The following is a 26,657-nucleotide window of genomic DNA, read 5'->3' as shown; positions in this document are numbered from 1 at the left end:
ATCGGCTTGGAATAGCTTTCAAGGTGTTATTCCAAGCCGATTCTGCTTCAATATCGGGATCTGACACGAACGTGTGGTACAGGTGTGCTGTTTGCTTAGTCAGTGACCACAAACAGACCCCGGTGCCCTGGTTGTGCAGGGCCAATGAAGAAAAACGGCACAACGACCGCCGGTACAACACGATGGCGATGCACCAACCCCAACTGCCGACAATCCCACACCCGAAAACGCACCGATATCCACCAAGCCACTGCCTTCAACGACTTCTACAGCTACGTCACCGGCCACCAAACGCTCGCTGACATCGCTGCACGCCGTGGAGTCAGTAGATGGACCTTAGACCGCAGGTTCAGAACCTTTTGGTACATCGATGTGCCCAATACCCCAGACCCGCATCGCATTTACGATCAAGTTTTTATCGACGGCACCTACACTTCCGCCGGATGCCTTCTGATAGCTTCTACACGCAGCCACGTCCTGTGCTGGCATTGGGCCACAAGCGAATCAACCTACGCATACACCCAATTACTCAAGCACTTAGCGCCACCGTTATGCGTTGTTCTAGACGGCGGTCAAGGAGCCTACAGTGCGATCAAATCATGCTGGCCCACCACTCGAATTCAACGCTGCCTTGTCCATGCTCAACGTGTTGTCCGCCGGTACACCACCAGCCGACCACGCACCCCAGCCGGGCACACCATCTACGCCCTAGCGTTAAAACTGACTCAGATAACCAACACCGAACAAGCCGCTGAATGGGTGATCAACCTGCATGAATTCGGCGAAGTCTACAAATCGTTCCTCAACGAAAAGACACCCCTACCGAAAGAACGACGCACGGCTACCCGAACCTGGGAATACACCCACGTCAGAGTCCGCAAGGCCTACAACTCACTACTTCATCTCAGCAAACAAGGATACCTATTTACCTACCTCGAACCCTCATCAGAATCGACAGATACTTCGTGGGCATCAACCACAAATAGCCTGGAAGGCGGCATCAACTCCCAACTGAAGCTCTTAGCAAGAATGCACCGAGGGCGAAGCGGAGAACGGCAACGCAAAATGCTGGAATGGTGGCTCAATGCTAAAACACAACTGCCTGACGACCCACTACAGATCGCCAGGCAGTGCAATTTTGGACTAGATCAACTCGCCAAAGTTACCGATCTAGAACCAGAAGACCTCAACGCCGCCGATAACGAAACCGGACGCCCAGCCCTCTATGACAAGGCTATCGGAGACGAATACCAACACAACATCGGCATCAGAAAAGGCCCCCTCCGATAAAAGAAGTGTGTCTACCGACGACACGCCGAGAGACACACTTTTTGCTACTTAACCCGCCTCGGTGCCCTTGGCGTCCTCGAGGGCTGTCATGTCCTCCTCGCTCATCATTCCACTCATCCCGCCATGGTCCATCTCACCCTTATCACCGGTGACCGGATCTTCTTCCCAGGTCTCGAGCATGGTATTCATCCGGTCGATCTCCGGGCCCTGGGCATCGATAACACCCTGGGCGAACTCGATGACCTCGGCCGGGATATCGTCCTTGGCCAGGAGGATTTCACTCATCTCCACGGCCTGTTGGTGATGCGGGATCATCATCTGCGCGAACATGATGTCCGCGTCATTGTGCTCGGCGGAGACCTCTCCGGCCGCCCCCGTCTCTGTCTCAGGATCCGTGGTGGCCCCGGTCGTTTCGGTGGTGTCGGGGGCGGACGTAGTGGCGATGGTCGTGGTGTCGGTGTTTTCTCCCTCAGTGTTATCTGCGCAGGCGGACAAAACCAGGGTGGAGGTCAAGGCGAGAGCGGCGATGGTGATGGTGCGCTTCATGGGGTTCCCTTTCGGAGGTTGTGTATGGGGGAGTCGATAAAGGATTGAAAGTCAGCGGACGGCGGTGGATGCCGGAGTAGGCGTGGTGTGTCCCTCCTCGGACTCGGCCGGAGCCAGGTGGGCCGGGTCCAGGTCGATCCGGCGTAGCAGCTGGGCGTTCAGGGCCACCACGATGGTCGAGGCAGACATCAAGATCGCGCCCATGGCCGGGGACAGCACGAACCCGATCGGGGCGAGCACGCCGGCGGCCAGCGGTACGGCGAGGATGTTGTAGCCAGAGGCCCAGATGAGGTTCTGGATCATCTTGCGGTAGCTGGCCTGCGAGAGTTCAATCATCGACAGCACTGCCCGCGGGTCATCACTGGCCAGGACTACTCCGGCGGATTCCATGGCCACATCCGTGCCGGCTCCGATGGCGATACCGACCTCCGCGCGGGTCAGAGCGGGGGCGTCGTTGACACCGTCGCCGACCATGGCCACGCTCAGGCCACGCTCCTGTAACTGGGTGACCTTGGTGTCCTTGTCCTGGGGCAGGACCTCGGCGAAGACCTCATCGATCCCCAGGTCCTTGCCAACCGCCTGGGCCACCTGCTGCGCGTCACCGGTGATCATCGCGACCTTCACCCCGCGGTCCTGCAGGGCTTTCACGGCGGCGCGGGATTCGGGGCGGATCTTGTCCTCGACGGCTACCGCACCGATGATCTGACCGCCGCGGACAATATGGAGCACACCGGCCCCGCGCCCGGTCCAGGCGCTGGTGGTGTCGGTGAGCTCGGCCGGGGTGGTGAGGTTGAGCTCGCGCAGCATGTTCGGCCCGCCCACGAGGATCTCAGCGCCATCGACAGTGGCCCGGACCCCCCGGCCGGAGGCGGCGCTGAAACCAGTTGCACGGATTTGCCGACGGGAGGCCTCGGGATGGGCGGCCGCGGCTGCCACGATGGCGCGGGCCACGGGGTGCTCGCTGTCGGCCTCCGCGGCGGCGGCCAGGGCCAGCAGCTCGCCCTCGGTGACGCCGACGGCGGCCGCGACACCGGTGACCGCGTGCACCCCCTCGGTCAGGGTGCCGGTTTTGTCGAAGAGCATCACGTCGATGGTGCGCATCCGCTCGAGCGCCATCCGGTCCTTGATGAGCACCCCGGATTTCGCGGCCCGCTCGGTGGAGATCGCAATGACCAGCGGAATCGCCAGGCCCAGGGCGTGCGGGCAGGCGATGACCAGTACCGTGACCGTGCGCGCCACGGCATCGTCCGGGCTGCCGATGATGGTCCACACCACCGCGGTGATCAGAGCGGAGATCAGCGCGAACCAGAACAACAACGCCGCCGCCCGATCCGCCAGGGCCTGGGCCCGGGAGGAGGACTCCTGGGCGTCGGCAACCAAGCGTTGGATCCCGGCCAGGGCGGTGTCCCCGCCGGTAGCCTCCACCCGGATGCGGACGGTGTTGTCGGTGGCCACAGTACCGGCGACCACCTTGTCACCGGTGTCGCGGAAGACGGGACGGGATTCGCCGGTGATCATCGCCTCATCGAATTCGGCGGCTCCGTCGAGGATAGTTCCGTCGGCCGGCACCCGGGCACCGGCCCTCACCAGCACGACGTCGTCGACGACCAGCTCGGAGATGGCCACGGTGCGGGTGGTCCCGTCGATGACTTTCTCGGCCTCATCCGGCAGCAGGGCAGCAAGCGCGTCAAGCGCGGAGGACGCGGCCCCGAGGGCACGCATCTCCAGCCAATGGCCCAGCAGCATGATGGTCACCAGCAGGGCCAGCTCCCACCAGAAGTCCAGGTCAAAACCGCCCAGCCCCAGAGTGGTGACCCAGGAGGCGACAAACGCCACGGTGATGGCCATGGCGATCAGGAGCATCATCCCGGGCTGGCGGGATTTCAGTTCGTTCCATCCGCCCTTGAGGAAAGGCGTTCCGCCGTAGACGAAGATGATCGTGCCCAGCACCGGGGGGATCCAGGTGGATCCGGGGAATGCCGGGAGGTGGTAGCCGAGCAGCTGGGCGACCATGGGGCTGAAAATAACGACGGGAATGGACAGAATCAGCGACCACCAGAAGCGTTCCCGAAACATTGCGGTGCTGTGTCCGGCGTGTTCGCCGTGACTATGAACGTGGTGGTCTTCGTCCATGGCGGAGTGCGGGTGATCGTGGGGCATCGCCTGGCCGTGGGTGTCGGCATCTGCGTGGTGTTCGTGGCTGGCATGATCCGGGTGGTGGGTGTGGTCTGTTTCCGGAGCGGGGTGATCACCATGGTGATCGCCGGAATGGTGGGGAGTGCTCATGAGGTTCCTTCCGCTCAACCCGGTCGGGGTCGAGATGATGGGTAAAACTGATCAGGATAAGACGGTGTAGCCGGCCTCTTCGATGGCCCGGCGAACCATCTCCGGAGGTACGACACCGGTCACCGTGACGGTGGAAACACCACCAGCAACGAGATCAATCTGGACGTCGTCGACCTGGGGGAGGGCCTGAAGGGCCTGGGTCACGCCTTTCGCGCAGTGCCCGCAGGTCAGGCCGGTGACCTGGTAGCTGGGGGAGGACCCTCCTGCTGACGAGTCGCTGGCGGCAGGGATGGGGGCGGTGTCGACATGTGAGGCAGGTCCGCAACAGCTGCAGCCGTGGGAGGCCATTGGCAAGAAGCGGGGCGAGGAGGTGGTCATGGGAAAGCTCCTATGGGTCGGTGGGATGCGGTAACGCTCGCTAGCATATACCCCCCGGGGGTATATTTTCAATGGGTGAAGGACACGGCCCTCACGCGGGGCAGGGTGTGGTCACCGAGCAGCCTCCTCGCTGTCGGGAGGGGACAGCGGGAGGCGGAGGGCAAACACCGCTCCGCGACCGGATCCGGGGGAGGTGGCGGTGAGAGTGCCGCCGTGGGCCTCGATCAATGCCTTGGAGATGGTCAGACCGATACCGGCCCCGCCGTCGTCCCGGCTGCGGGCGACATCCCCCCGGTAGAAGCGTTCGAAGATGTGTCCGAGCTGGTCAGGTGGGATGCCCTCGCCGTCATCGGCGACGTGGATGAGCGCGGTGGACGCCCACTGTCGGTGGACGCTGATCCGGACCTGCCCGCCGGCCGGGGTGTGCCGTAGCGCGTTCGACAGGAGATTGCTCATCACCTGGCCGAAGCGTTGCCGGTCCACGAGCACCGGGGTGGTGTCCGTAATGGTCTCGACCTGTAAATTGACACCTTTGTCAGCATAAGCTTCCCTCGCGGCAGCAGCGGCGGTATGGAGCAGATCCCCGAGCCCTTCCTCCGCCAGGTCCAAATCGATCCGCTGTTCCTGGGCCCGGGAGACATCGTCAATGTCTTCCATCAACCGGGTCAGGCGGGTGAGTTGGTCAGCCATGATCGCGTGGGTGGCATTATCCCAGTCCACGACCCCGTCCTGGAGACCATCGAGGTAGACCGTGAGCACCGATAAGGGGGTGCCCATTTCGTGGGCCAGATCAGAGAGCATCTGGCGGCGGACCTGTTCGGTGTGTTCCAGCCGGTCGGCCATGGTGTTGAAAGCATGCGCCAGGGTGGTGACCTCGGGGCCTGCTTCTCCGGCGGGCACGCGGATATGGGAGTTGCCGGCCGTCAGGCTGGTAGCCGCGCGGGTGAGATCCTGCAAAGGGGTTCGCAGACGACGCGATAACCACAGGCTGGCCAGTAGGGCGCTGATCAAGGCGGTGGGCAGGGCGACGGCCAGGGTGATCAGGTTGGCGCCCCGGTAGGCCTGCTCGGCATGGAACAGCTCCAGCGAGGGGTCCTCCCGGCCGGTCATCAACATATGATCATGGAACAGGATCGGACCCACCATCGTGGCCACGGCCGCGGCCACCAGCAGGCTAATCACCACCACCAACACCTGGGCGGCCAGGAAGCGGAAGGTCAGGCCGGGTCCGTGATTCATGGCTGCCCCACCCGGTAGCCCACGCCACGCACGGTGTCGATAAACCCCCGGCCCCGGGTGTCGGTGCCGAGCTTGCGACGCAAGTTGCCGATGTAGACATCGACGATGCGTTCATCACCGACCCAGGTGGTGTCCCAGACCTCGGTGACCAGGTCGTGGCGGGTCAGCACCTGGCCGGGGCGCAGGGCCAGGGCAACCAGCAGCTCGAACTCCGTGCGGGTGAGCTCCACGGTCGTCTCCCCCACCCGCACCTGATGGGCAACGGGGTCAAGGATGAGGTCACCAACGATCAAGGGGGTAGTCACCTGCGGTGGGGTGGTGCTGGTGCGTGGGCGGCGCAGCACCGCATGCACCCGGGTCACCAGTTCCCGGATGCTAAAAGGTTTGGTGATGTAGTCATCCGCCCCCAAGGTCAAACCGCTGATCTTGTCGTCCTCGCTGCCACGCGCGGTGAGCATGAGGATGTAGCAGTCCGAGAAGGTGCGGATCCGTCGGCACACCTCCAGGCCGTCGAGTTCGGGCAGCCCCAGATCCAGCACCACAACATCGGGGGAAAAGCGACGGGCCTCGTCCACGGCCTGGGTGCCGGTGTGCGCCTGGCGGGTATCGAAGCCGGCTCGGATGAGGTAGGAGGCCACCATCTGAGCCAGGGGTTGTTCATCATCGACGACCAGCACCCGGCCCGGGGGCGTGGCGGTGGTCGGTGTTCGGTCAGCCATAGACCCCAGTATCGCTCCGGCCGGGAGGGAATACCACCCTCGCTCAGTGCCCGGCGCGGACATCTTCATCAAATCTTCAAACAACCCCCTTCGACCACCGTCACCCCTGTGCCCCACCCCGGGCCGGCGGCATCGCCTCCCCTGGCCGGTTCAGCAGGCGCCACCAGGGATTTCACTGCCTGCACCGAATACCCGGGGCGGGTAGAAGGGCATCGTCCACAGCTGTGGGGCGGTGTCCCGGTGGTGACCCAGCTCACCGAATTCACCCCCTTTTCGCCCTGTTATAAGGCTGTGAGCAGGGTTTTTAATTTCTAGTCCGTCAGGCACCCGTGCTAGATAAAGGTATGGCATCGACCTTCAGGCGGTGTCTTCTCACCGCCTTACCACGATCCAAGGAGATTGACGTGAAACGAGCAGCGATCGCAGCCGCCGCCCTTGCCCTCACCCTCACGGGGTGTTCGGCCACCGACCCGGAACCCACCGCCGACGGGACGGTGTCCCAGGATACATTCCTGACTACCCATGGCCTGGCCGCCATGGACGCGGTGGAGATCATTGATCACCTCGACCGGCAGAAGGTCACTGAGCGTCCCACGGATCTGATCGCCTCAGTGCGTAACAATGAACTGCTGCTCTCGAGCGATGACCAGGAAGTCGTGGTCGATCTTCCCGACAATCAGACGTATGTCTCGATCGCACCCTATCTCACCTCCACCCACGACTGCTTCTACCACAGCCTCACGACCTGCCAGGGGGAACTCGACAATGAGGATATCCAGGTCACGATCACCGATGAGGCGACCGGTGAGGTGCTGGTGGACGAGGAGACAACCACCTACGACAACGGGTTTATTGGCTTCTGGCTTCCCGATGATGCCACCGGCCTGATTGAGGTCAGCTACCAGGGGCGTACCGGCACCACGGAGTTTTCCACCACCGACGACGGTGCCACCTGTGTCACAGACCTGCGCCTGACGTGATGGCTCAGCAGGGCCCTCACCTGCGCCTGACGTGATGGCTCAGCAGGGCCCTCACCTGCGCCTGTCTCCCGTGCCACTGAAATCTAGCACCAAGGACGGTTAAATCATGACGAACGCGTTTTCCCGACGACAGTTTCTGCTCGGCGGGCTCTTCCTCGCCGGCACCGGGACCGTGGCCGCCTGCACCAGCGACCCTGGACCCGCTGCCTCGGCACCAGGTCCCTCCCTTCGCCCCACTCCCACCCCCACTGCGCTCGGTGAGCCGACGGTGCGCCGGACACTGACCGCCCGGCCCCTCTCTCTGGATATCGGCGGCATCGAAGCCAAGACGTGGGGATACGTCTCTGACACCGGGAATGCGGCCATTGAGGCCACCGCCGGCGACGTCCTCCAGGTCGATATCACCAATGAACTGCCTGAAAGCACCTCCATCCACTGGCATGGCATCGCACTCCACAACGCAGCCGACGGTGTGCCCGGCATGACCCAGGACCCCATTGAACCTGGCGAGTCTTTCTCCTATGTTTTTGAAGTCCCCCACGGTGGCACCTACTTCTACCATTCCCACACCGGCCTGCAGCTTGATCGCGGCCTCCACGCCCCTCTGATCGTCCGCGACCCGGACGACGCAGAGGATCAGGACGTCGAGTGGACCATCGTGCTCGACGACTGGGTCGATGGTATTCAGGGCACTCCCGACGATGAGCTCGACAAGCTCACCGGAATGGGTTCGGGCGACCATAACGGGAGGATGGGAATGGGAGGTCACGGCCAGATGATGCACGGCACCCCGGACCGGGTACTGGGCGGGGATGCCGGCGATGTGATGTATCCGCACTACCTCATCAACGGACGTATCCCCCGTGCTCACCGGACCTTCGAGGCTCGCCCGGGCGACAAGGCCCGCCTGCGGTTTATCAACTCCGGCGGTGACACCATCTTCAAGGTGGCCCTCGGTGGTCACCGCATGACCGTCACCCACACCGACGGCTTCCCTGTCCAGCCCTGGGAGACCGAATCGATCTACCTGTCGATGGGAGAGCGTGTCGACGTCGAGGTCATCCTCGGCGACGGCGTCTTCCCGCTCACGGCTTTGGCGGTGGGTAAGGACGACCGCGCCTTCGCCGTCATCCGTACTGCCGGCGGCCAGGCCCCCCACCCCGATGTCGACTTCCCCGAGTTGTCGTCCACCGGACTGCTTCTGTCCTCCCTGAAGCCAGCAGACCGTGCACTCCTACCCGAGGACACACCAGACCGAGAAGCCAGCATCGACCTGGACGGGCAGATGATGCCGTACGAATGGAGCATTCTCACCGACGGCCAATCCTCCTCCGCGACCGTGCAGGAGGGCCAGCGCCTGCGGATGGTCATGCGCAACAGGACCATGATGCCCCACCCCATGCACATCCACGGCCACACGTGGGCGCTGCCCGGCAGCGGCGGACTACGCAAGGACACCGTCCTCCTCCGCCACGGTGAAACCATGATCGCCGACCTGATCGCTGACAACCCCGGTGAGTGGGCATTTCACTGCCATAACGCCTATCACATGGAAACCGGGATGCTCAGCTCGCTTCGCTACGAGTAACCCCCACAGCAGGGTTGAATGCCGAGGTGGGCGGGGGTGTCCCCCGAGTAGTGAACACGGCGTTGGTGTCAGGGGTGAGCAATGTGTGCCAGGAGTCAACGGGATTGAAGTATGCGTCAGCGCGCACGGCAGCAAGTCCAATGATGCGGTCGTAACGCTTGTTAAAGCCGGTGGTTTCGGTATCAATGACCGCAAAGACCGGCTTGCCCGGTGTGCGCGGGACGTAGCGGTTGAGGAGGTTTTCTAAAAGCCCATAGCCCCAAGCCTAGAGGCCCGTACCGACATGCCCGCCTAAACGCTATCGAACACTGCAACCAACGTGGATTTCTGTGGATAACCACACTAGCCCTGTGCGGGTTGTCCACAAGGTTAGTGTGGTTGGCCTTTCGTAGCGGGAGTGGGTGTGGTTGCCTTAGTGCTATGAGCACTTCGCAGGACTATCCGAACTCCACCCCAACCCCCGCTACTACGACCACTGGGGAGGGTCAGCGGCGGGGCCGAGTTTGCGGGATATTTCCCAGCAGGAATTAAATACTGCTACCCAGTACATGATTGATGAGCATGGATATGCTGCGTACTAAGCAGAAGAACTGCGACTAGGAAAAATAAAAAGAACCGGAGTGGAAACTTCTGTGGTTTCCATCTCCGGATTTCGATGGTGTGATGTTCACGAAGGCAGCTCAGCATGGCTTTTCAAAGAGCATATCCCGTACTGCGGATATGGATTCTTCCCTAGTGCTTCCAACGACGAGAAGCACTAGGGGAGTTTCCTTTTATTGAGCGCCGTTTTCCTTCGGCCGGCCAGGGGGTTTCGTGGAAAGATTGAAGATGTTTCTTGAAAGCCCCGTGACGGACGAGGGGCTTTTATGAAACTTCCTGACCAGATGTATTAGGTCCGCGGCAACACCCCGGTTACACGCAGTTTCGCCTCGGGTTACACAACAGAAGTAAATTTTTGACGTGAGCAGGAGCGCTCCTGAGAACGGGAAGTCAGGAAATTCCGCTTCCGACTCTTCCTGCCTCTCGGCAAGCTCCACGCTCCACGGTGAACGTTCGACAAGTTCGTCAAAGGTGAGCACCTCCGGTGACTTATGGTTCGAGCGGAAACTTTCAACGCTACGGAACTTCGAGCCAATTCGGTTGCCTTCGGCGCGGCACAAATCGCACATGGGCCGATCATCAGAAACGAGCGTGGTTCAGCTGTTTTCGCAACTTTGCCGGAATCTGCGCCATCTCTGCTACTTTCACTGTCTCTTCAGCAGCGCACACAGCTGCACCGCTACCCGGAACTTGACTAGTTCAGCGATCGCTGTATAGTTCAGCGCATGCTGACTATTGCTTCGCGTCTCGACGTAATGAACCGCCTGGGTCGTGCACTGGCCGACCCCACTCGATCCCGGATCATCTTGACCCTGCTCGACCATCCCGCCTACCCGGCGGAACTATCCCGAGATCTGGACCTGACACGCCCGAACGTGTCCAACCACCTGACATGCTTGCGCGATTGTGGGATTGTCGTCTCCGAGCCAGAGGGGCGTCGGACACGATACGAGATCGCCGATCCGCACCTGGCACAGGCACTGACAGCACTGGTCGATGCCACCCTGGCAGTAGACGAAGACGCCCCGTGCATCGATCCCGTCTGCACGCTTCCCGGGTGCTACGCAGCTGGGGAGGACGCATGATCCTCACCTCGGTCTTGCAGGCGATAGGCCTGTTCGCAGCTACCAACATCGACGACATCATCGTGCTCTCCCTCTTCTTCGCGCGAGGGGCAGGCCAGCGCGGCACCACCGCCCGCATTCTGGCCGGCCAGTACCTCGGATTCGCGGGCATCCTCGTCGCCGCGATCCTTGTGACCACCGGCGCCGGAGCATTTCTGCCCCCGGCAGCCATTCCATACTTTGGTCTCATCCCTCTGGGCCTCGGCCTCTGGGCCGCATGGGAGGCCTGGCGCGGAGACGGTGACGACGATGACGAGGCCAAGGTTGCCGGCAAGAAGGTCGGCGTGGGGACGGTCGCAGGCGTCACCTTTGCCAACGGTGGCGACAATATCGGCGTCTACACCCCTGTATTCCTCAGCGTGGAGCCTCTCGCAGTAGTCGCCTACTGCGTTGTCTTCCTCGCGCTCGTTGCGGTCCTGGTGGCCCTGGCAAGGTTCGTCGCAACCCGCCCCCCGATCGCGGAAGTGCTCGAACGCTTTGAGCACATCCTCTTTCCCATCGTTCTCATCGGCCTCGGTATCGTGATCCTCGTCAGCGGCGGAGCCTTCGGGCTCTGACGTAGCGGCAGCGTTCCAAACGGCCCCGACCGGGCGTTATCGGTGGCTCCTATAACGCCTGGAAGGTCTTTTTGGAGCGCTGTCGGGGCGTGTGAATCTAATCACACAGAGTTTACAGAATCCCAGCAATTAAACTTTCGGCTACCCAATTTCACCCGCGGACGCAATGAGACTAGCACCGACGCTTTCCCCAACGCGCCACCGCTTGCGGCGTAGCCCGACCAAGGCCACCGGCTGGTTCTCAAACGAGGACGAAGCCCGTGGCCTAGAGCTCGTGGTCGAGAGCCGAAATTCGGCCTAAAACCGCGTTTAGCCAAAGAAAAATGACCCCTAGAATCCGCCCCTTCCAGCCGTTCTTTGAGGCTGGTGGCTAAGTCTAGAAGGTGCTGTTGCAAAGTTGGGCGGAGAGCCGAGACGACCCAGTTTCTCATTTCCTGATGGCCGCTGCGTGCCGGCGTTCTCAGGCCGTCTCGAAGACCCGGTTGACGATCACCGCGTCCGGATTGGGGGCCCATAAGCAAACATCGTGCCCTGACCTTTCCGCAATGAATGCATCGCTTCCATCCCTTTCAACGTCCGGTAGGCAGACGTCCGATTTTTGAACGCCCCCTTCGGTCCCAGGATTCGTTTCAACCGGCCATGATCTCCCTCGAGAACGTTGTTCAGGTATTTCACCTGACGGTGCTCCACCGTCTGAGGGCAGATTCCCTCCGCCTTCAGCTCGGATATTGCCTTGGCCAGAGCTGGTGCCTTGTCGGTGTTGATGACCCGCGGGGACCCGGCTGTCGTATTCGATCGCAGCGTCTTGGCCAGGAAACGCTTGGCCGCAGCCACATTCCGTTTTGGTGAGAGGTAGAAGTCTAAGGTCTGCCCACCGGCGGTAATAGCCCGGTAGAGATAGCACCACCTGCCGCCGACCCGGATATAGGTCTCATCCACCCGCCAGGACCGGGCCTGCCAGTCGTGTACCTGCCGGTACCAGCGAGTTTGCTTATCCAGCTCAGGGGCGTATTTCTGCACCCAGCGGTAGATCGTGGTGTGATCGACTGGCACACCCCGCTCGGTCATCATTTCTTCGAGGTCGCGGTAGCTCACGCCGTAGCGGCAGTACCACCGCATTGCCCACAGGATGATGTCACGGGGGAAATGCCGACCGGAGAAGATGCCCATGGCTCTGATTATTTCACGCCGGTCTTTCTACTGCCCCAACTTTGCAACAGCACCTTATAGGCTCAGTTTTGGTTGCGAGTGCTGTGGTGGCAACTGTCAGTCCAGAGGCCAAGAAGCTTTTGGCTCAAAATGCACCAAAGGTATTATCCTCAACCGCCAAAATGTTACTTCCAGGTAAGAAATAGTCCCTATTTATAGATAGCTCCTGGCGGTTAATCCTGTCATCCTGGCTCTCGTCGAGCTGCAACTCTCGCATAGCGTGGTTGCTAAGGAGGTGTGCCCAATTGGATTACAAGTACCTACACACTTGATCGGTGCTGCACGTTTCAGGGTCCGGGTGTGCGGCGTCCTGTCTGAGGTCCGCGATAGTGTCGCGCAGCACAGAGAGCTGCGCGATCTGCTGCTCGATCTCAGCGAGGCGCACGTCAAGCAGGTCGCGCACGTGCTCGCAGGGCGCCTGGCCGCCGTCGCGGATGTCGAGGATCTGGCGGATCTGGGCGAGGGTCAGCCCGGCGGCCTGGCCCCGGTGGATGAATCCGACCCGACCCACGGCATCCTCGGCGTAGTCCCGATAGCCGGAGGCCAATCGCTCGGCCGGAGGGAGCAGCCCCGACCCCTCGTAGAACCGCAGGGTCTTGGTCGTGGTTCCGGTTGCTTCCGCAAGCTGTCCGATCCTCATGTTCGCCGATTCCCCTTCCAATGGCCACCACACTTGACCTTCCATTGTACTGGAAGGTTCACAATGGTTCCATAGGAACTTTTGAACCACAGGGAAGAGACATCTGGAATGACAAACGAAAAGTTCGATCTGGCGATTATTGGTTCCGGCGGCGGAGCGTTTGCGGCCGCGATCCGGGCCACCGGGCTGGGCAAGCGCGTCGTGATGGTGGAGCGCGGCACCGTGGGCGGGACATGCGTGAACACGGGCTGCGTCCCGTCGAAGGCGCTCCTGGCTGCCGCGGAGGCCCGCCACGTGGCGTTGGATTCGTCCCGCTTCCCTGGGGTGGCGGCCTCGGCGGGCCCGGTGGACATGCCGGCCCTGATTCAGGGCAAGGCCGCGCTGGTTGAAAGCATGCGCACGGAGAAGTACGTCGATCTGGCCGCGGACTACGGGTGGACGATGATCTCGGGGGACGCGTCGTTCACCGGAACCCAGGACGCACCGCTGCTCCGGGTGATCTCCCCGGATGGTGCAGTGAGAACGATCGAGGCCGGGCACTACCTCGTGGCCACTGGCTCCGCACCCTACGTGCCCCCCGTTCCCGGACTGGCCGAGGCCGGGTACCTGACCTCGACGACGGCGATGGAACTGGACGAGGTGCCCGAATCAATGCTGATCCTGGGCGGAGGCTATGTTGCCCTGGAGATGGCACAGCTTTTCTCCCGGCTGGGCTCCCGGGTGACCATGCTGGTCCGTTCCCGGTTGGCCTCGCAGGAGGAACCGGAGGCATCCAAGGCGTTGGCGGGGGTGTTCGCCGACGCGGGGATCCGGGTGGTCCGGCGGGCCATGGCCGACTCCGTGGCCTCCGGCCCGGACGGGGTCTCGGTGACGGCAAACGTGGCCGGGGACGAGGAGGTGTTCCGCGCTTCCCACATCCTCGTGGCACTGGGCCGCCGCCCGGTGACCGAGGGACTGGACCTTGACGCCGTCGGGGTGAAGACCGGCGCATCCGGCGAGATCGTGGTCGATTCCCGCCTGGCCACGTCCAACCCGCGGGTTTGGGCCGCCGGGGACGCGACCGGCCATCGGGAGTTCGTTTACGTCGCAGCGGCCCACGGCGCCCTGGCCGTGGACAATGCGTTCACCGATGCCCTGGCCGAGGTCGACTACCGGCACCTGCCCCGTGTCACCTTCACCAGTCCCGCCATCGGGGCGGTCGGGATGACGGAAAAGGAAGCTGTCGCCGCCGGGATCAGCTGCGAGTGCCGGGTCCTCCCCCTGGAGTACGTGCCGCGAGCCGTGGTCAACCGCGACACCCGCGGCTTCATCAAGGTTGTCGCGGACCGCGACACCGGACGGATCCTGGGCCTCTCCGCGGTGGCCAAGGACGCCGGGGAGATCGCCGCCGCCGGCGTCTACATCCTCGAAGCGGGCATGACCACCGCGCAGGTCGCCGCCGCCTGGAGCCCCTACCTGACGATGGCCGAGGGCATCAGGATCGCCGCCAAGGCCTTCAACACCGACGTCTCCAAGCTCTCCTGCTGCGCCTGAGCTGCAGCCCCCACTACCGAAGCAAAGGAATGCGATGACCGCCACCGACCAGGCCCTCACCTATCTGTTGTCCCCCGCGCGCTCCGGAATAGACCCGGAATTGTTCGTGCCGCTGCTGCGGCTCCTGGCCGAGGGCGAGCCCGTCACGGTCGCCGAACTGGCCACCGCCAGTGGCCGGAGCGAAGACACGGTCCGGCAGGGACTGGCCGCCGTCCCGGACACCGAGTACGACGACGAGGGCCGCATCATCGGCCTGGCCCTGACGATGCGGCCCACCCCGCATCGCTTCACCCTGGCCGGGGAACAGCTCTACACCTGGTGCGCCCTGGACACCCTCTTCTTCCCGGCCCTGATCGGGAAGGCCGCAACCATTGAGTCGACCTCCCCGGGTAGCGGGACCCTCATCCGGGTGATGACGGGCGCGGACGGCACGGTGACCTCCGTGCAGCCGGCCACCGCCGTCGTGTCCATCATCAGCCACCCGGGCACGGGGCCGGTGCGGTCATCGTTCTGCAACCAGGTCCACTACTTCGCCTCCCGCGAGGACGCCCAGCCGTGGTTGGATTCCCATCCCGACGGCGAAGTCCTGGACATCGAGGCGGCACACCGGGCCGGTGCCGCCATGGCCTCCGCCCTCCTCGCCGCGGCCGCCACGCGGGCCCCCGCGGCGCAGGACTCCTGCTGCTGAGCTTTAAAAGGACATGACATGACCCAGCACCCAGAACAGCCAGACACCGGCCATCAACCCGTCCGGCAGACCGGTCGCCCCGGGCGATACCACACACTGGTCGCAGGAATCGGCATAGCAGCGGCCATGATCCTGTGCTGCGCAGGACCCATCCTCATCGCCGCCGGAGCCCTCGGCGCGATCGCCGGATTCTTCTCAAATCCCCTCGTGTTACTCGCGGCCGCCACGGTGCTCCTGGCCGGGATCATCGCCGTCACCAGGCAGCGAAAACGCCGCAGGACCGACGACTGCTGCCCTCCCGCATCCCCCGAGCACCACCGCACCGACCACGGCACCGCCTGAGTCCCCATCCCCATTCCTGGAAGGAACCACCAGACACCATGACATACCCGAGATCCCGCCGTTCTCTGTCCGTTCCCCGGCCCAGGCACCTCGCCTCCGCCCTGTTTCTGGCAGCGGTCATGGCACTGACAACTGCCTGCGCCAGCTCACCGAGCGGCCCGTCGGCCGCGCCAGGCGGTTCGTCGCCCGACGCGGCCGGTGCCGTTGCTGTTACGGTCTCCGACATTGACGGCACTACCCGGACCATCCCGGACGGTAAGCCCGCAGCACTGTTCTTCTTCTCTGCCGGATGCGGTGAGTGTGTGGAAGGGGCCGATTCCCTGAACAAGGCCTCCACGGCCCTGGGAAGCTCGGCCGACTACCTCCTGGTGGACGTGGACCCCAGAGAACCGAAGGAGACCATCAACGGATTCCGCGATTACATCAAGGCCCCTGAGCTCCCTGCCGTCATCGACACCGAGGCCACACTGACCACCCGGTACAAGGTCACCTCCATAAGCACCCTGGTGGTGGTCGACGCGAAGGGCGACGTTACCTTCCGGGCCACCGACCCGTCTGCGGAAAAGATCCAAGAAGAACTCACCAAGGCCGGTGCCCAATGACAGCCCTGCTTGCCCTGGCCTTCGCCGCTGGAATGATTGCCCCGGTCAATCCCTGCGGTTTCGCCCTCCTGCCCGCCTGGATAGCCCAGACCATCGGGGACGCCCGGACGCGCCCGCTCGCGCTGCGTCTGGCCCACGGGCTCCGGGCCGGGCTCGCGCTCAGCCTCGGCTTCGCCGGGACCCTGGCAGCCTTCGGGCTGATCGTCAGCGCGGGCGCCAGGACCCTGATCAGCGCAGCGCCCTGGCTGGGAATGGCCACCGGGGTGATCCTTCTCCTGCTGGGCCTGGCCATGCTCACCGGACTCACACCACGGCTCCGTCTGCCGGCCTGGGCCACGAAACCCCGCACACAAGAAGCCGCAGGGGCAGGTCACAAAACCGGGCGCATGGTGGCCTTCGGGATCGGATACGCCGCAGCATCCCTCGGCTGCACCCTCGGGGTGCTCCTGGCCGTGATCGCCCAAGCCCAGGCCGTCGCCAGCTACGCCGGGCTGCTCGCGGTCTTCGCCGCCTACGCCGCAGGCTCGGCCACTGTCCTGATGCTCGTTTCGGCAGGCACGGCCATCGCCGGGGCCGCCCTCGGGCGAAGAATCACCGGCCTGGCCAAGCACAGCAACCGCATCGCCGCCTTCATCCTCACCATAACCGGCGCCTACCTCAGCTGGTATTGGTATCCCGCCGCCACCGGCGGAACCGCACAGGCCAACAGCCTCGCCGTATGGTCAGCCGCCGCCAGTGCCTGGATCAGCGACAACAGCACCCTGATCGCAGCCCTCGCCGCAGCCGTGGTGCTCGCATCGGCATTGGCCGCCCTCAACCGGCGCAGGAGACTGCGCATCAGACAGGGAACGCCGCCCACAGGCGAGGGCCCCGGGCAAAGCGGGGAACCCGACTGCTGCACACCAACTCCGGACAACAACTCGACCGAGGACCGGCCAGGCACGATCCCGTAGCTGGCCGAGGACTCCCAAAAAGCAAGGGGGAGAGGGAACCTTGCCCATCTTCTGGCAAACGAGGCGCCCGCCTATCAGGACAGGTTGGTACAGCGGCATCAGGCCGGAAGTCAATTCGTGCAGAGGACTTCGGGCAATCCGTCAGGAGCCCTCTGTACCGCCCCCGCAATGACGGGAACGTCAGTGTGGTGGACTTCGGAAAGCCACAGTGACACCCACTAGTTGTACTCGACCGTGACGTTGGTGGCACTTTCGGTCTTGTGAAATAGCTAGGCCTCCTGGCTTAGTGGAGCTGTCTAGTTCTTCACTGCCAGGAGGCCTCTATGCCCAACGGTAACGCCCGCTTGACCACGCATGCGAGAGCGTTGCTGGTGGCCAGGCAAGCTCATCCATATCGATGTGAAGAAACTCAGCCGCATCCCCGACAGCGGCGGTTGGCGAGTCCACGACCGATCCGCGACCGGAAGACCCGATCGGGTTCGACCACGTCCATGGCGCTGTCGATGACCACACCCGACTCACTTATATGGCCCACTAGCGGTCGCGGAGCGTCCTGAAAACCTAAAGTTTTATGAGACACCCGGCAGGAACTGGAATGTGAGACCTTTTCATGGGGCAATTGGCCTCCTCCCCGTCTCACTAAAGCTTCTCGCCCTAAGTTGTCGCAGGGTGGTGCTCGGTAGGGGTTTGTGAGGCATAATTGAGACATGAGGCTTTTGGGGTACACCCATCTGTACGCGCTGACCTGCGGCGTTGTGGGTTGTGCCGAGCGTGCTGCCGGAGTCCCTTTCAGTGTCCCTGGGGTAGGAGCGGCCGCATGAAGGTGCGCTCGTACCGCAGGACGCACTCGGACTCGTCTCGAATCCGGTCAGCGGCGATGAAGTCCGAGTGGGTGCCGAACAAGGTGCGGTACTGCTCGTAGGCAGCCAGGCTGGGGAAGCTGAACAGGGATTCCGCACGGTCACTCACACCTTCCGCGGGTAGGTAGTACCCGTGGTGGGTGCCGCCGTGTTCGTCGACATGCCGCATCCAAGCGCGGGCGAACTGTTCAAAGGCTGCGATCTGGTCGGGGTCGATGGTGTAGTGGACGACACAGGTGATCACATCCACAACGCTAGGCCCACAGGCGCTCATTGGGGAGCCTTTGTCTGTGCGCCTCGTGGTGCAGCACACCAATCTGCCTGGTTTACCTGCGGAAATGCGTCAGTTCGCCAAGTTGGCGCCGAGTTCAACGGTGAGAACTCCGACGGCGATGAGGAGGATGCCGAGGGCCATGGTTCGGGTGAGGGGTTCGTGGAAGATGACCCGGGCGAGGATCGCGGTGAGAGCTACGCCGGATGCTGCCCAGATGCCGTAGGCGACGCCAAGGGCCATGCCGTCGGCCAAGGCGAGACTTAAGGCGACGAACGCCACGAGATACCCCGCGATGACGCCGATGAACCATCTCTTCACCCGGCCACCGTCGGAGGCTCGTAGCGACATGGTCGCGACGACTTCGGACAAGATGGCGCCTGCGAGGAAGATCCATCTCATGAGTTGACTCCTGCTTCCTGGGCTGCGGTTTGCTGAGCTTTCTGGGAGCCGAGTTCGACGGTGAGGACACCGCTGATGATCGCAACCATTCCAAGACCCATCACAGCGGTCAGAGGTTCACCGAAAATCGCGGCGGATAGCACGGCGGCGAGCACGACCCCGCTGGCTCCCCAGATGCCATAGGCGACGCCGATCTGCATTCCTTCGCGCAGGCAGAAGGTGAGGAAGACGAAAGTGCCGATGTATCCGGCAGCAACCACGATGTACCAGGATGGGTGATTGAGCGCCGCCTTGAGAGACAGCGTCGCCGCCACTTCGGTAGTGATGGCGCCAGCGAGCAGGAACCACTGCTTCATGGGGTTGTTCCTTCGATCAGGGAGCGAATGCTGGAGACGACGGCTTCGAGATCCGCGCCGTGGAGGGTGGACACACCTGTGGCCTGGGCGCCCCAGAGTCCGTCGGCGGCGAGTCGGGCGGTGGTCAGCCTGGCTCGGGTGGCGGCGTCGAGATCGTCCGGGAGTTCGAGCCAGCGGCCCATCCGCGTAGTCCACGGTTCGGTGAGTTCGGGCCGATACGTCGCTTGGCCCCAGATGATGAACTCGGCGCGCTTGGCGGCCCCGTGGGCGGCGACGTGAACGTAGCTCAGGAGCCGCTCGGTGGCGTTGGCGTTCTCGAGGGGCTTGCCAAGGGTGGCAGTCATGTCGTTCTCGACGTTGGCCGCAGCGTGGTCGACGATCGCGGCGAGCAGTACGTCGCGGTTGCGGAAGTGATATAGCAATCCCGGTTTGGTGAGCCCGGCCTCGTGGGTCACTGCGTCAAGGGTAATGTCGCCACCCTCCGCTGCGTTCATGACGCGGAGGGCAGCTTCCAGGATCTCGGAGCGCTGACTGGTTCGCATATAGCTAACTTTACCATTTGGTAGGTGAAGCCTTCAACTGCGGGCGCTGGTAGGGGCACCTGGGGTACACCCCAAGCGAACAATTTGTGAATGACAAAACTTCCTGTTCGCTAGGGTTAGTTCCATGACTAACGGAACAGAACCGTCACTGCCTCTGGAGATCACTGAACAGTTGGGGGGCGATCTCAGGACAAAAGGTGGGCTATGCCCGGGTGAGTTCGAAAGATCAGAACCTTGATCGTCAGATTGAACAACTCAAAGCAGAGAAGGTCTTCACCTATTACACGGATAAGGCCAGTGGTGGATCGCGTGAGCGCCCTGGACTTGATGAAGCAATGCGATATGTCCGTGCAGGAGATCAGCTTGTCGTCACGTCGATGGATCGGTGCGCGCGTTCACTGACGGATCTGTACGCCATTGTTGACGAGCTAGTCAGCAAAGGAGTGTCGGTGAAGTTCCTCAAGGAGGGACAGACCTACTCAAAAGACTCCACCCCGATCGCCAAGCTGATGCTAGGGCTGTTGGGTTTTGTTCAGTTGGGTAAGGCCGTGAAAGAGCTGGATCAACACCGTGAAATAGTTGAAAAAATAACCCCGCAGGTTTCCCTGCGGGGTGTCGTTGTTAGAACGGTGCTTCGTCGTTGTCGGCGTCAGCGCCAGCCAGGGCGGCGTTCGCCGCCTCGCCTCCGCGACGGGCTGCTCGCGCAGCGGACTCTTTCTTGGAGTCGATCAGCTGCACGGTGTCGATACGGGCGACCAGCGGGTAGTGCTTCACACCGTCCTTGTCGGTGTAAACGTCGGTCTTCAGCGAGTAGCTCACCGCGATGCGGTCGCCGGAGCCGATGCAGCCAAACACACCGGAGTTCGCGGCATCCTGGACGTAGCCGGTCAGCTCCACGATCTCGGACTCGACCTTGCCGGTGGCCTTGTTCTTGAAGGTGTTGCGCGCGTAGACGCTGAGTTTCACCGTCGCGCCGCCGTTTGCGTGCTCGAACAGCTTCGGTGCGCGAGCTGCGTTGCCGACGATGGTGCCGTTGTTGAAGGGGTTGGACATGTTGGTTCTCCTTACCTGAGTGGGTGTGATTTGCCGTGCAATTTGGGCACTTAAGCAGCTGCTTTGCTGCTGCGGGGTGGTTGCGCTGTCGTTACAGCACTGCCCAAGGCAGCGGTGTGCCTGCCGCCTCTAGGTCGCGCAGTTCTTGTGCTGCGCCCGGATCGGCGTCCTCGCCGTCGATGCCGTCGGCGAGCTGGTAGAGCAGTTCCAGGTCGGTGTGGGTGATGTCGCGCATCACGTGCCTCCTTGTTCGGATTGATGGTCAATCCGTCTGTTGGAGACAGCTCTGCTGTCTAGGGGGTTCTCCCCCGCCCCGCTAGGTGTGCATCTCTGCAGGCCACGGCCCCGCGAGAAAAAGAAACCCCGTTGCATCGCTGCAACGGGGTGTGTGGTGCTACTCGGTGAACAAGATCGTGCGGGTCTTCTCGGCGCCCTCGCGGACGAGTTCAACCATCCGCTCGCCTTGGCCGATGTCTGTCAGCTTCGCGACCAACGACGGGAAGTTCTCGTCTGGCCCGATCTCGGTGGCTCGCTGCGCAGCCACGCCAGCTAGCCCCGGCTGGCCTGTGGCGTGCGCAAGCACGGCAACAGTGGTGGTGAGCTGCGCGCGCATCCCTGGCCAGCTGGTCGGGACAGCACGCATAACCTGCTCCGCGAACCGTAGGCCCGCCTGCGGGTCATCGAGCAGCGCCGCGAGCAGCGCGTCTCGCAAGCGCTTTGTAGTGAAGCATTTCAGCGCCGATCGAACAGCGCGCGTGCTCGGCTGGGTTATTCCTGCCGCCGCCTGCTCGTATTCACGCTGCAGCACGTCGGAGAACATGGGCGGGATATACGCCAGCGCGTCTTCGATGATGTCGGCGTGCTCGGCAGCGTCGATGCCGTGATCGGTGCTGTTCAACCGTGCCTCGATGTCGTCTTTGCTCGGCTCCGGCAGCTCGCCGGTGTGCTCTAGCATCTGCCGCAGCGCCGCCGATGCGGCGACCTCGCCGACAACGCCGTGGCGCGGCTCGTCGATGAGCGGATGCTGGTACACAGACCACCACGCAGCCCCGGTGACGATCTCAGGCACCTGCACCACCCCGAGCAGCGGCGGTAGGTGCACTGCCCCGCTGGTGAGGTACGTGGCCGTCTCGTCGAAGATCGGCTGTGCAATGTCGTCGCTGATCATGTACGCGATAACAGCGTCGAGTTCGAGGTGGTGGACCCACGCTGCGAACCGCTCGCGGCTCTCGGTGAGCTTTGCAACAGCTTCGTCCAGGTCGAACCGCGCGACCGGGCCGAGGCGGACGGTGTCGACGCCCTCGTCGTCGACGAAGAACGCGAGGATCAACGAGTTGTTCGGGTAGAACCCGAGGATGCCGGGGAGGTTCGCGAGGATCTCGCCGTGGGATGCAAGCGTGTGGGAATGAGTGGACATGGCAGTGCTCCTTTGCACGAATACGGGGTGTACGTGGGCAATCCCGTAGTCAGTCCGGCTCTGCCGGTCGCGCCCTGCCACGGCACCACCGCACCTGAAGCGTGCTGAGCGTCGCTAGCGCAGCCTGATGCTCGCTCGCTGGGTGTGAGCGCTAGCGACGCAGCATTGTTAGATCCCCGCGTCGCCGCTGGTTAAGCGTTACCTTTGGCGCGGTTGTGAGACTTGCACAGCAGTTCGCAGTTGCTTTCCTCGAACTGCCGACTCCCGTGGCGTTCCTTCGTTGCTGCCGTCCTAGCAATCACTAAGCAATGCACCGAAAACCTGCGCCGCGTCGTTGGAGCGTCGCAGTTCCGTTTGGTGCAGGATTTTGACCCTAGTGCACCAGCTAGTGCACCAAATGGCGATCCGATCACAAAATGAGGCCTATGCGACAAAAAGTGTGTCCGGGTTGGGGTTCTTTGCCCAGCTAGATAGGCAAAAATAGCGGTTTTATAGGACCCCAACCCCCTATAAACGCCTCAGAAGCGTTCAATCCCCACCCTTGTAGCCATCGCGTGGTAGTAAATGCGTTTGCCTTAAAGGATGAGCAAAAACCGACCTCGCTGCCCGGTTTGCCACGGACCAACAAAACGCAACGGAGCCACCTCAAAAGGCACCGTACGCTGGCGCTGCAAAGACAAAAGTTGCCGTGCCTCCACCACACAACGTTGCCCCGATAACCGGCTAAGTTCAGACTTCACCGCATTCATCGACTGCATCTGCAGCAAACAATCCATGCAAGAAGTAGCCGACGCGAAAGGCATCAGCAAACGAAGCCTTGAACGCAGATTCCGTACGTTCTGGTTCATCGACATCCCACATGAATGCGACAACTTCCGCATCTACGACCAAGTCTTTATCGACGGAACCTATACAGGCGCCGGCTGCCTGCTCATCGCTGCCACACGCGACTGTGTCCTCAACTGGGTGTGGGCACGAAACGAAACAACAGCAGACTATGAGCAACTCCTTAAGCCTCTACAGCCACCCCTGATGGTCGTACTCGATGGAGGGCACTTCATCCCAACCACCTACGAACACAACCTCGGCATCCAACAAGGATGGGCAGGCACCTAACCCCGACACGGGGTAACAACCCCGGACACACTTTTTGTCGCATAGGCCCAAAATGAAGAAGGCCCCTACCAGCGTTTCCACTGGTAGGGGCCTTATCTTAGTAGCGGGGGCTGGATTCGAACCAACGACCTCTGGGTTATGAGCCCAGCGAGCTACCGAGCTGCTCCACCCCGCGACGGATGAACTTGCATTCATCTGCGCGTCACCGGGAATTTAACTTCCCGTGTCAGCGACATTGGATTACTATACAGACGCCTTTGCGCTAACCCAAATCGCCTGCGCACGTGGAGAATCCGAGGTGCGCAGGCGACGATGTTTGAGGCTTTTTAGTTGCCCATCTTTTGGTATTCCTTAACTGCCTTATCAAGCTCGTCGAGGGCGCGGCCGTACTCCTCGTGTGAGCCGTCGCGGGCCTCCTCGATGCCCTTGAGGGCATCGTTGATGGCGTCGATAGCCTCCCCCTCCTTGCCGGAGCCGGAGGCCGGGGCGCTGCCGTCCTTGCCCTCGTCGGGCTTCTTGTCCTTGGAGTCGCCCTTGGTGTCGGACTTGTCGCTGGACTCCTCGGCGTCGTCAGGCGTAGAACCGTCGACTTCCTCGATGTCCTGGGCAGCCTTGGGATCAATGCCCACCTGGGACAGCGCCTCGGAGATGGTAGGCGCGTAGCCCACCGAGCCGCGGTAGGACACGAGCACGCGCAGAAGCTTCGGGAACGCCGATTCCTGGTTATTGCGTTGCGAGTAGATAGGCTCCACGTACAGCACGTTGCCGTCCTCCAGCGGGAGGGTGAGCAGGTTACCGTTGAACAGCTTGTTAGTGCCCTCCCACAGGCGACGGTCACGCGCCACCTGGTCCGAAGACATCATGACGTCCTGAGCCTGCTTCGGGCCCTGGGTCTGAGTGTTGGTGGGCAGCACCCGGACCGTGATGTCGCCGTAGTTGTCCGGATCGGAGCTCACCGACATGTGCGCGGAGAGGAACTGACGCTCCAGGCCGCGGTACGGGGTGGTGATCTGGAACGATGGCTTGCCGGTCTTCGGGTCGGCCGCCATCACGTAGTACGGCGGCTGGTCCAGGGACTGCTTGGAATCGTCTGCGGTCGGATCCTCCGGGACGGACCAGAAAGCGTCGTTGTTGAAGAAGACGTTCGGGTCAGACACGTGATAGCGCGCCAACAGCTTACGCTGGACCTTAAACAGATCCTGCGGGTAGCGCAGGTGCTCGCGGAGTTGGTCAGAGATCTCTGATTCCGGCTTCACGACGTCCGGGAACACGTCCTGCCAGGCCTTGAGAACCGGGTCACTCTTGTCGAACTCGTAGAGCTCCACCGAGCCATCGTAGGCGTCCACGGTGGCCTTAACTGAGTTACGGATATAGCCCACCTCATCGTTGATGAGGCGCTGGGTGGTGCCGTCTGGGTTCAGGGCGTCCTGGGTGGCATCGGTCAGCGAGGCGTTTTCGGCGTACGGCATCTTGCTCAAGGTGGTGTAGCCGTCGACAATCCACTTGATGCGCCCGTCAATGACGGCCGGGTAGGTGGTGGAGTCCGTGGTCAGCCACGGGGCCACCTGCTCCACGCGCTCGCGCGGGTCGCGGTCGTAGAGCACCTTGGAGTTCTCGCCCACACGGTCGGACAGCAGGAAGTTCATCTCCTGATACTTGAGTGCATAGGCGGTGCGATCAAACACGTTGCCGATGGTCACGCCACCCTTGCCGCTGTAGGTGGTGGTTTGGGTATCGGTGTCGTATTCCACCGGACCGATGCCGGTGTCGCCGACAATCGCGTAGTCGAGTCCATCCTTCGCCGAGGCGATGACCGGACCGTAGTACACGCGCGGCTCATCCACCTTGATGCCGAGTTCCTTGGCGTCCTTGTCCTCCTTGGCCTTGTTCTGCGACTGCAGATCGGAGACCGTGAAGACCGGGTAGCCACCGCGGGTGGAGCCGGCGTCACGGGCGACCTCATCCACCTTGTTGGCCTGCGCGGCCACGATGCCGTTGCCGTGAGTATAGACGGTGTGGCGGTTAATCCAGGAGCTCTGGTTGTCCTGCAGGGCGTTGGGGTCCAGCTCGCGGGCGGCCACCACGTAGTCGCGGACCTCACCGTCTACCTCGTAGCGGTCCACCGCGAGGTTGCTGGGGAAGCCGTAGAAGTTGCGCAGCTGCTGCATCTGGGTGAACGTGGGCGAGATAATTTCTGGGTCCAGCAGGCGAATGTTGGAGATTGTCGCCTCGTCGCTGGCGGCGGCCTTGGCGGCGTCTTTCTTTTCCCCGCCGGTGCCCCAGTTCTCCTCGTAGGTCACTTTGTCTTCACCCAGCCCGAATGCGTAGCGAGTGGCATCAATGTTGCGGGCGATGTACTCGGATTCCTTGGCCTGGCGGTTGGGCTGCACCGAGAACTGCTCGATGATGAGCGGCCACGCGTTACCAATGACCAGGGAGGAACCCACCATGAGTACGACGGCAATGCCCGGGATGCGCAGATCCTTGAGCACCACGGAGGCGAACAGCGCGGCGGCCACTACGACGCCGATGACCAGAAGGATAATCTTCGCGGGTAGGTATGCATTGATGTCAGTGAAGCTGGCGCCGGTGAAAATGTCGTGGCGGTTAAACAGCAGGCTATAGCGCTCAAACCAGTAACCGGCCACCTGCAGGAGCATCCAGATGCCAGCGGTCACGGCCAGCTGAATGCGGGCCGAGCGGCTGATGCCGCCCTCGACGCCCGCCACCTTGTTGCCGATGCGGATGCCACCCAGCACGTAGTGGCCGACGAGGGCGATGACGAACGCCAGCGCGGTGAGCAGTGTAAAGATGCTAATGACCAGCTGCCAGAACGGCAGGTCAAACGCGTAGAAGCCCAGGTCCTTGCCAAACTGTGCGTCGGTTTCCCCGAAGTCCTTGCCGTTGATAAACAACAGCACCGTACGCCAGGCGCTCTGCCCCATCATGCCGGCTACCACGCCCACCAGGATGGGGAGGTATTTCAGAACCGAGCCCACAGTGCGCTCGATGGCACGGCGGTAGTGGTACACCGGTGAATTAATATCGTCGAACTCTCGATCCCGCGGTCGCCCTTGCCACGTGGCGCGGCCCGCCAGCGCGGTGATCGCCGCGGCGATCAACCCGACCACGAAGAAGAGGATGAAGCGGGCGATGATCGTCGTGTTGAACACGCCGCGATAGTCCAGCGCACCGAACCACCTCCAATCGGTATAGACCCCCACCAGCAGGGGCCCCACGAAGAAGAGGATCGCGAGGATAGCTACCAGCCAGGTAAGTATCCGCGGTGGCTTTTTAATAGGTGCAGGTTGGGACAGGCCGGAAGCCAATTCCAGCTCCTTTACGTAGTGGATTGTGTACGGCGGT

The 26,657-nt window shown here is 62.4% G+C and carries 25 protein-coding genes, 1 tRNA gene and 4 pseudogenes; 13 read left to right on the top strand and 17 right to left on the bottom strand.

Going from position 1 to position 26,657, the window contains the following annotated elements; translation table 11 throughout:
* Positions 1-102: 102 nt before the first annotated feature.
* A complete protein-coding gene (locus H0194_RS08600; RefSeq protein ID WP_185175495.1) occupies positions 103-1,290 on the top strand; it encodes an IS1249 family transposase in 1,188 nt (395 codons plus the stop codon).
* A 54-nt stretch (positions 1,291-1,344) separates the two neighbouring features.
* Here H0194_RS08600 and H0194_RS08595 read toward each other — a convergent pair.
* The 5 genes and pseudogenes from H0194_RS08595 to H0194_RS08575 form a co-directional block, all read right to left on the bottom strand.
* Positions 1,345-1,836 (bottom strand): annotated as a pseudogene (locus H0194_RS08595) (DUF305 domain-containing protein); the annotation flags it as partial.
* A 51-nt stretch (positions 1,837-1,887) separates the two neighbouring features.
* Entirely contained in the window at positions 1,888-4,122 is a 2,235-nt protein-coding gene (locus H0194_RS08590) for a copper-translocating P-type ATPase (RefSeq protein WP_185175494.1), read from the bottom strand.
* 51 nt (positions 4,123-4,173) lie between these two features.
* Positions 4,174-4,500 (bottom strand): heavy-metal-associated domain-containing protein, encoded by a 327-nt coding sequence (locus tag H0194_RS08585; protein WP_185175493.1) that lies wholly within the window; start codon positions 4,498-4,500, stop codon positions 4,174-4,176.
* A gap of 111 nt (positions 4,501-4,611) precedes the next feature.
* The gene (locus tag H0194_RS08580) at positions 4,612-5,739 is read right to left on the bottom strand and encodes a sensor histidine kinase (RefSeq protein WP_185175492.1); all 1,128 of its coding nucleotides are present in this window, start codon (positions 5,737-5,739) and stop codon (positions 4,612-4,614) included.
* Complete coding sequence (locus H0194_RS08575) at positions 5,736-6,458, bottom strand: response regulator transcription factor (RefSeq protein ID WP_211996055.1); 723 nt, start codon at positions 6,456-6,458, stop codon at positions 5,736-5,738. Before H0194_RS08575 ends, H0194_RS08580 begins: the two co-directional genes overlap by 4 nt.
* Positions 6,459-6,862: 404 nt before the next feature.
* Here H0194_RS08575 and H0194_RS08570 point away from each other — a divergent pair, with 404 nt between their 5' ends.
* Together H0194_RS08570 and H0194_RS08565 are read left to right on the top strand one after the other, a co-directional pair.
* The gene (locus H0194_RS08570) at positions 6,863-7,438 is read left to right on the top strand and encodes a CueP family metal-binding protein (protein WP_185175490.1); all 576 of its coding nucleotides are present in this window, start codon (positions 6,863-6,865) and stop codon (positions 7,436-7,438) included.
* 106 nt (positions 7,439-7,544) lie between these two features.
* Positions 7,545-9,026 (top strand): multicopper oxidase family protein, encoded by a 1,482-nt coding sequence (locus H0194_RS08565; RefSeq protein ID WP_185175489.1) that lies wholly within the window; start codon positions 7,545-7,547, stop codon positions 9,024-9,026.
* Here the strand turns inward: H0194_RS08565 and H0194_RS11000 are convergent.
* Positions 9,004-9,168 (bottom strand): hypothetical protein, encoded by a 165-nt coding sequence (locus H0194_RS11000; protein ID WP_246389163.1) that lies wholly within the window; start codon positions 9,166-9,168, stop codon positions 9,004-9,006. The two genes, H0194_RS08565 and H0194_RS11000, sit on opposite strands and share 23 nt — an antisense overlap.
* Positions 9,169-10,351: 1,183 nt before the next feature.
* Here H0194_RS11000 and cmtR point away from each other — a divergent pair.
* Complete coding sequence (gene cmtR, locus H0194_RS08555; RefSeq protein WP_003849933.1) at positions 10,352-10,711, top strand: Cd(II)/Pb(II)-sensing metalloregulatory transcriptional regulator CmtR; 360 nt, start codon at positions 10,352-10,354, stop codon at positions 10,709-10,711.
* The gene (locus tag H0194_RS08550; protein ID WP_185175488.1) at positions 10,708-11,307 is read left to right on the top strand and encodes a cadmium resistance transporter; all 600 of its coding nucleotides are present in this window, start codon (positions 10,708-10,710) and stop codon (positions 11,305-11,307) included. Before cmtR ends, H0194_RS08550 begins: the two co-directional genes overlap by 4 nt.
* A gap of 460 nt (positions 11,308-11,767) precedes the next feature.
* Here H0194_RS08550 and H0194_RS08545 read toward each other — a convergent pair.
* Positions 11,768-12,477: pseudogene (locus tag H0194_RS08545) on the bottom strand (IS6 family transposase).
* 289 nt (positions 12,478-12,766) lie between these two features.
* Positions 12,767-13,156: a heavy metal-responsive transcriptional regulator gene (locus H0194_RS08540; protein WP_185175486.1), complete on the bottom strand. Its 390-nt coding sequence runs from the start codon at positions 13,154-13,156 to the stop codon at positions 12,767-12,769.
* A gap of 108 nt (positions 13,157-13,264) precedes the next feature.
* On the opposite strand from H0194_RS08540, the gene merA reads away from it, so the two are divergent.
* The 6 genes and pseudogenes from merA to H0194_RS11195 all read left to right on the top strand — a co-directional run.
* Positions 13,265-14,689 carry a mercury(II) reductase gene (merA, locus tag H0194_RS08535; protein WP_185175485.1) on the top strand — a complete coding sequence of 475 codons (1,425 nt, stop codon included), beginning with the start codon at positions 13,265-13,267 and terminating at the stop codon, positions 14,687-14,689.
* A gap of 34 nt (positions 14,690-14,723) precedes the next feature.
* The gene (merB, locus tag H0194_RS08530) at positions 14,724-15,377 is read left to right on the top strand and encodes an organomercurial lyase MerB (RefSeq protein ID WP_004601217.1); all 654 of its coding nucleotides are present in this window, start codon (positions 14,724-14,726) and stop codon (positions 15,375-15,377) included.
* 126 nt (positions 15,378-15,503) lie between these two features.
* A complete protein-coding gene (locus tag H0194_RS08525) occupies positions 15,504-15,719 on the top strand; it encodes a hypothetical protein (RefSeq protein WP_004601218.1) in 216 nt (71 codons plus the stop codon).
* Positions 15,720-15,838: 119 nt separating this feature from the next.
* Positions 15,839-16,321, top strand: a complete 483-nt coding sequence (locus tag H0194_RS10995) for a TlpA family protein disulfide reductase (RefSeq protein WP_228496497.1) — start codon at positions 15,839-15,841, stop codon at positions 16,319-16,321.
* Positions 16,318-17,274, top strand: coding sequence for a cytochrome c biogenesis CcdA family protein (locus H0194_RS08515; RefSeq protein ID WP_005326045.1), 957 nt, complete (start codon positions 16,318-16,320; stop codon positions 17,272-17,274). Before H0194_RS10995 ends, H0194_RS08515 begins: the two co-directional genes overlap by 4 nt.
* A gap of 375 nt (positions 17,275-17,649) precedes the next feature.
* A pseudogene (locus H0194_RS11195) lies at positions 17,650-17,800 on the top strand (IS481 family transposase); the annotation flags it as partial.
* A 263-nt stretch (positions 17,801-18,063) separates the two neighbouring features.
* On the opposite strand, the gene H0194_RS08510 reads toward H0194_RS11195, so the two are convergent.
* The 4 genes from H0194_RS08510 to H0194_RS08495 all read right to left on the bottom strand — a co-directional run bounded on the left by H0194_RS08510 (position 18,064) and on the right by H0194_RS08495 (position 19,705).
* Entirely contained in the window at positions 18,064-18,378 is a 315-nt protein-coding gene (locus H0194_RS08510; RefSeq protein WP_174232238.1) for an NIPSNAP family protein, read from the bottom strand.
* A 99-nt stretch (positions 18,379-18,477) separates the two neighbouring features.
* On the bottom strand, positions 18,478-18,807 hold the full coding sequence (locus H0194_RS08505) for a DMT family transporter (protein WP_185175484.1): 330 nt from the start codon (positions 18,805-18,807) through the stop codon (positions 18,478-18,480).
* Positions 18,804-19,163, bottom strand: a complete 360-nt coding sequence (locus H0194_RS08500; protein ID WP_048733039.1) for a DMT family transporter — start codon at positions 19,161-19,163, stop codon at positions 18,804-18,806. Before H0194_RS08500 ends, H0194_RS08505 begins: the two co-directional genes overlap by 4 nt.
* Positions 19,160-19,705, bottom strand: coding sequence for a TetR/AcrR family transcriptional regulator (locus H0194_RS08495; RefSeq protein WP_034997557.1), 546 nt, complete (start codon positions 19,703-19,705; stop codon positions 19,160-19,162). Before H0194_RS08495 ends, H0194_RS08500 begins: the two co-directional genes overlap by 4 nt.
* Before the next feature lie 197 nt (positions 19,706-19,902).
* Between H0194_RS08495 and H0194_RS10990 the strand changes: the two are divergent.
* Positions 19,903-20,178: pseudogene (locus H0194_RS10990) on the top strand (recombinase family protein); the annotation flags it as partial.
* 148 nt (positions 20,179-20,326) lie between these two features.
* Here H0194_RS10990 and H0194_RS08485 read toward each other — a convergent pair.
* From H0194_RS08485 to H0194_RS08475, 3 genes are all read right to left on the bottom strand, one after another.
* A complete protein-coding gene (locus H0194_RS08485) occupies positions 20,327-20,758 on the bottom strand; it encodes a single-stranded DNA-binding protein (RefSeq protein ID WP_185175483.1) in 432 nt (143 codons plus the stop codon).
* Positions 20,759-20,849: 91 nt separating this feature from the next.
* Positions 20,850-20,993: a hypothetical protein gene (locus H0194_RS08480; protein WP_016456431.1), complete on the bottom strand. Its 144-nt coding sequence runs from the start codon at positions 20,991-20,993 to the stop codon at positions 20,850-20,852.
* A 159-nt stretch (positions 20,994-21,152) separates the two neighbouring features.
* On the bottom strand, positions 21,153-22,175 hold the full coding sequence (locus H0194_RS08475; protein ID WP_185175482.1) for a DUF4192 domain-containing protein: 1,023 nt from the start codon (positions 22,173-22,175) through the stop codon (positions 21,153-21,155).
* Positions 22,176-22,757: 582 nt separating this feature from the next.
* Between H0194_RS08475 and H0194_RS08470 the strand changes: the two genes are divergently transcribed.
* Positions 22,758-23,291: a transposase-like zinc-binding domain-containing protein gene (locus H0194_RS08470; RefSeq protein WP_185175481.1), complete on the top strand. Its 534-nt coding sequence runs from the start codon at positions 22,758-22,760 to the stop codon at positions 23,289-23,291.
* 101 nt (positions 23,292-23,392) lie between these two features.
* Here H0194_RS08470 and H0194_RS08465 read toward each other — a convergent pair.
* A tRNA-Met gene (locus H0194_RS08465) sits at positions 23,393-23,466 on the bottom strand.
* 151 nt (positions 23,467-23,617) lie between these two features.
* Positions 23,618-26,590: a UPF0182 family protein gene (locus tag H0194_RS08460; protein ID WP_185176964.1), complete on the bottom strand. Its 2,973-nt coding sequence runs from the start codon at positions 26,588-26,590 to the stop codon at positions 23,618-23,620.
* Between the last annotated feature and the right edge of the window lie 67 nt (positions 26,591-26,657).

Origin of the sequence: Corynebacterium incognita (assembly GCF_014217255.1) — a bacterium.
Classification (GTDB): domain Bacteria; phylum Actinomycetota; class Actinomycetes; order Mycobacteriales; family Mycobacteriaceae; genus Corynebacterium; species Corynebacterium incognitum.
This window is presented reverse-complemented; position numbering and strand designations above follow the sequence as displayed.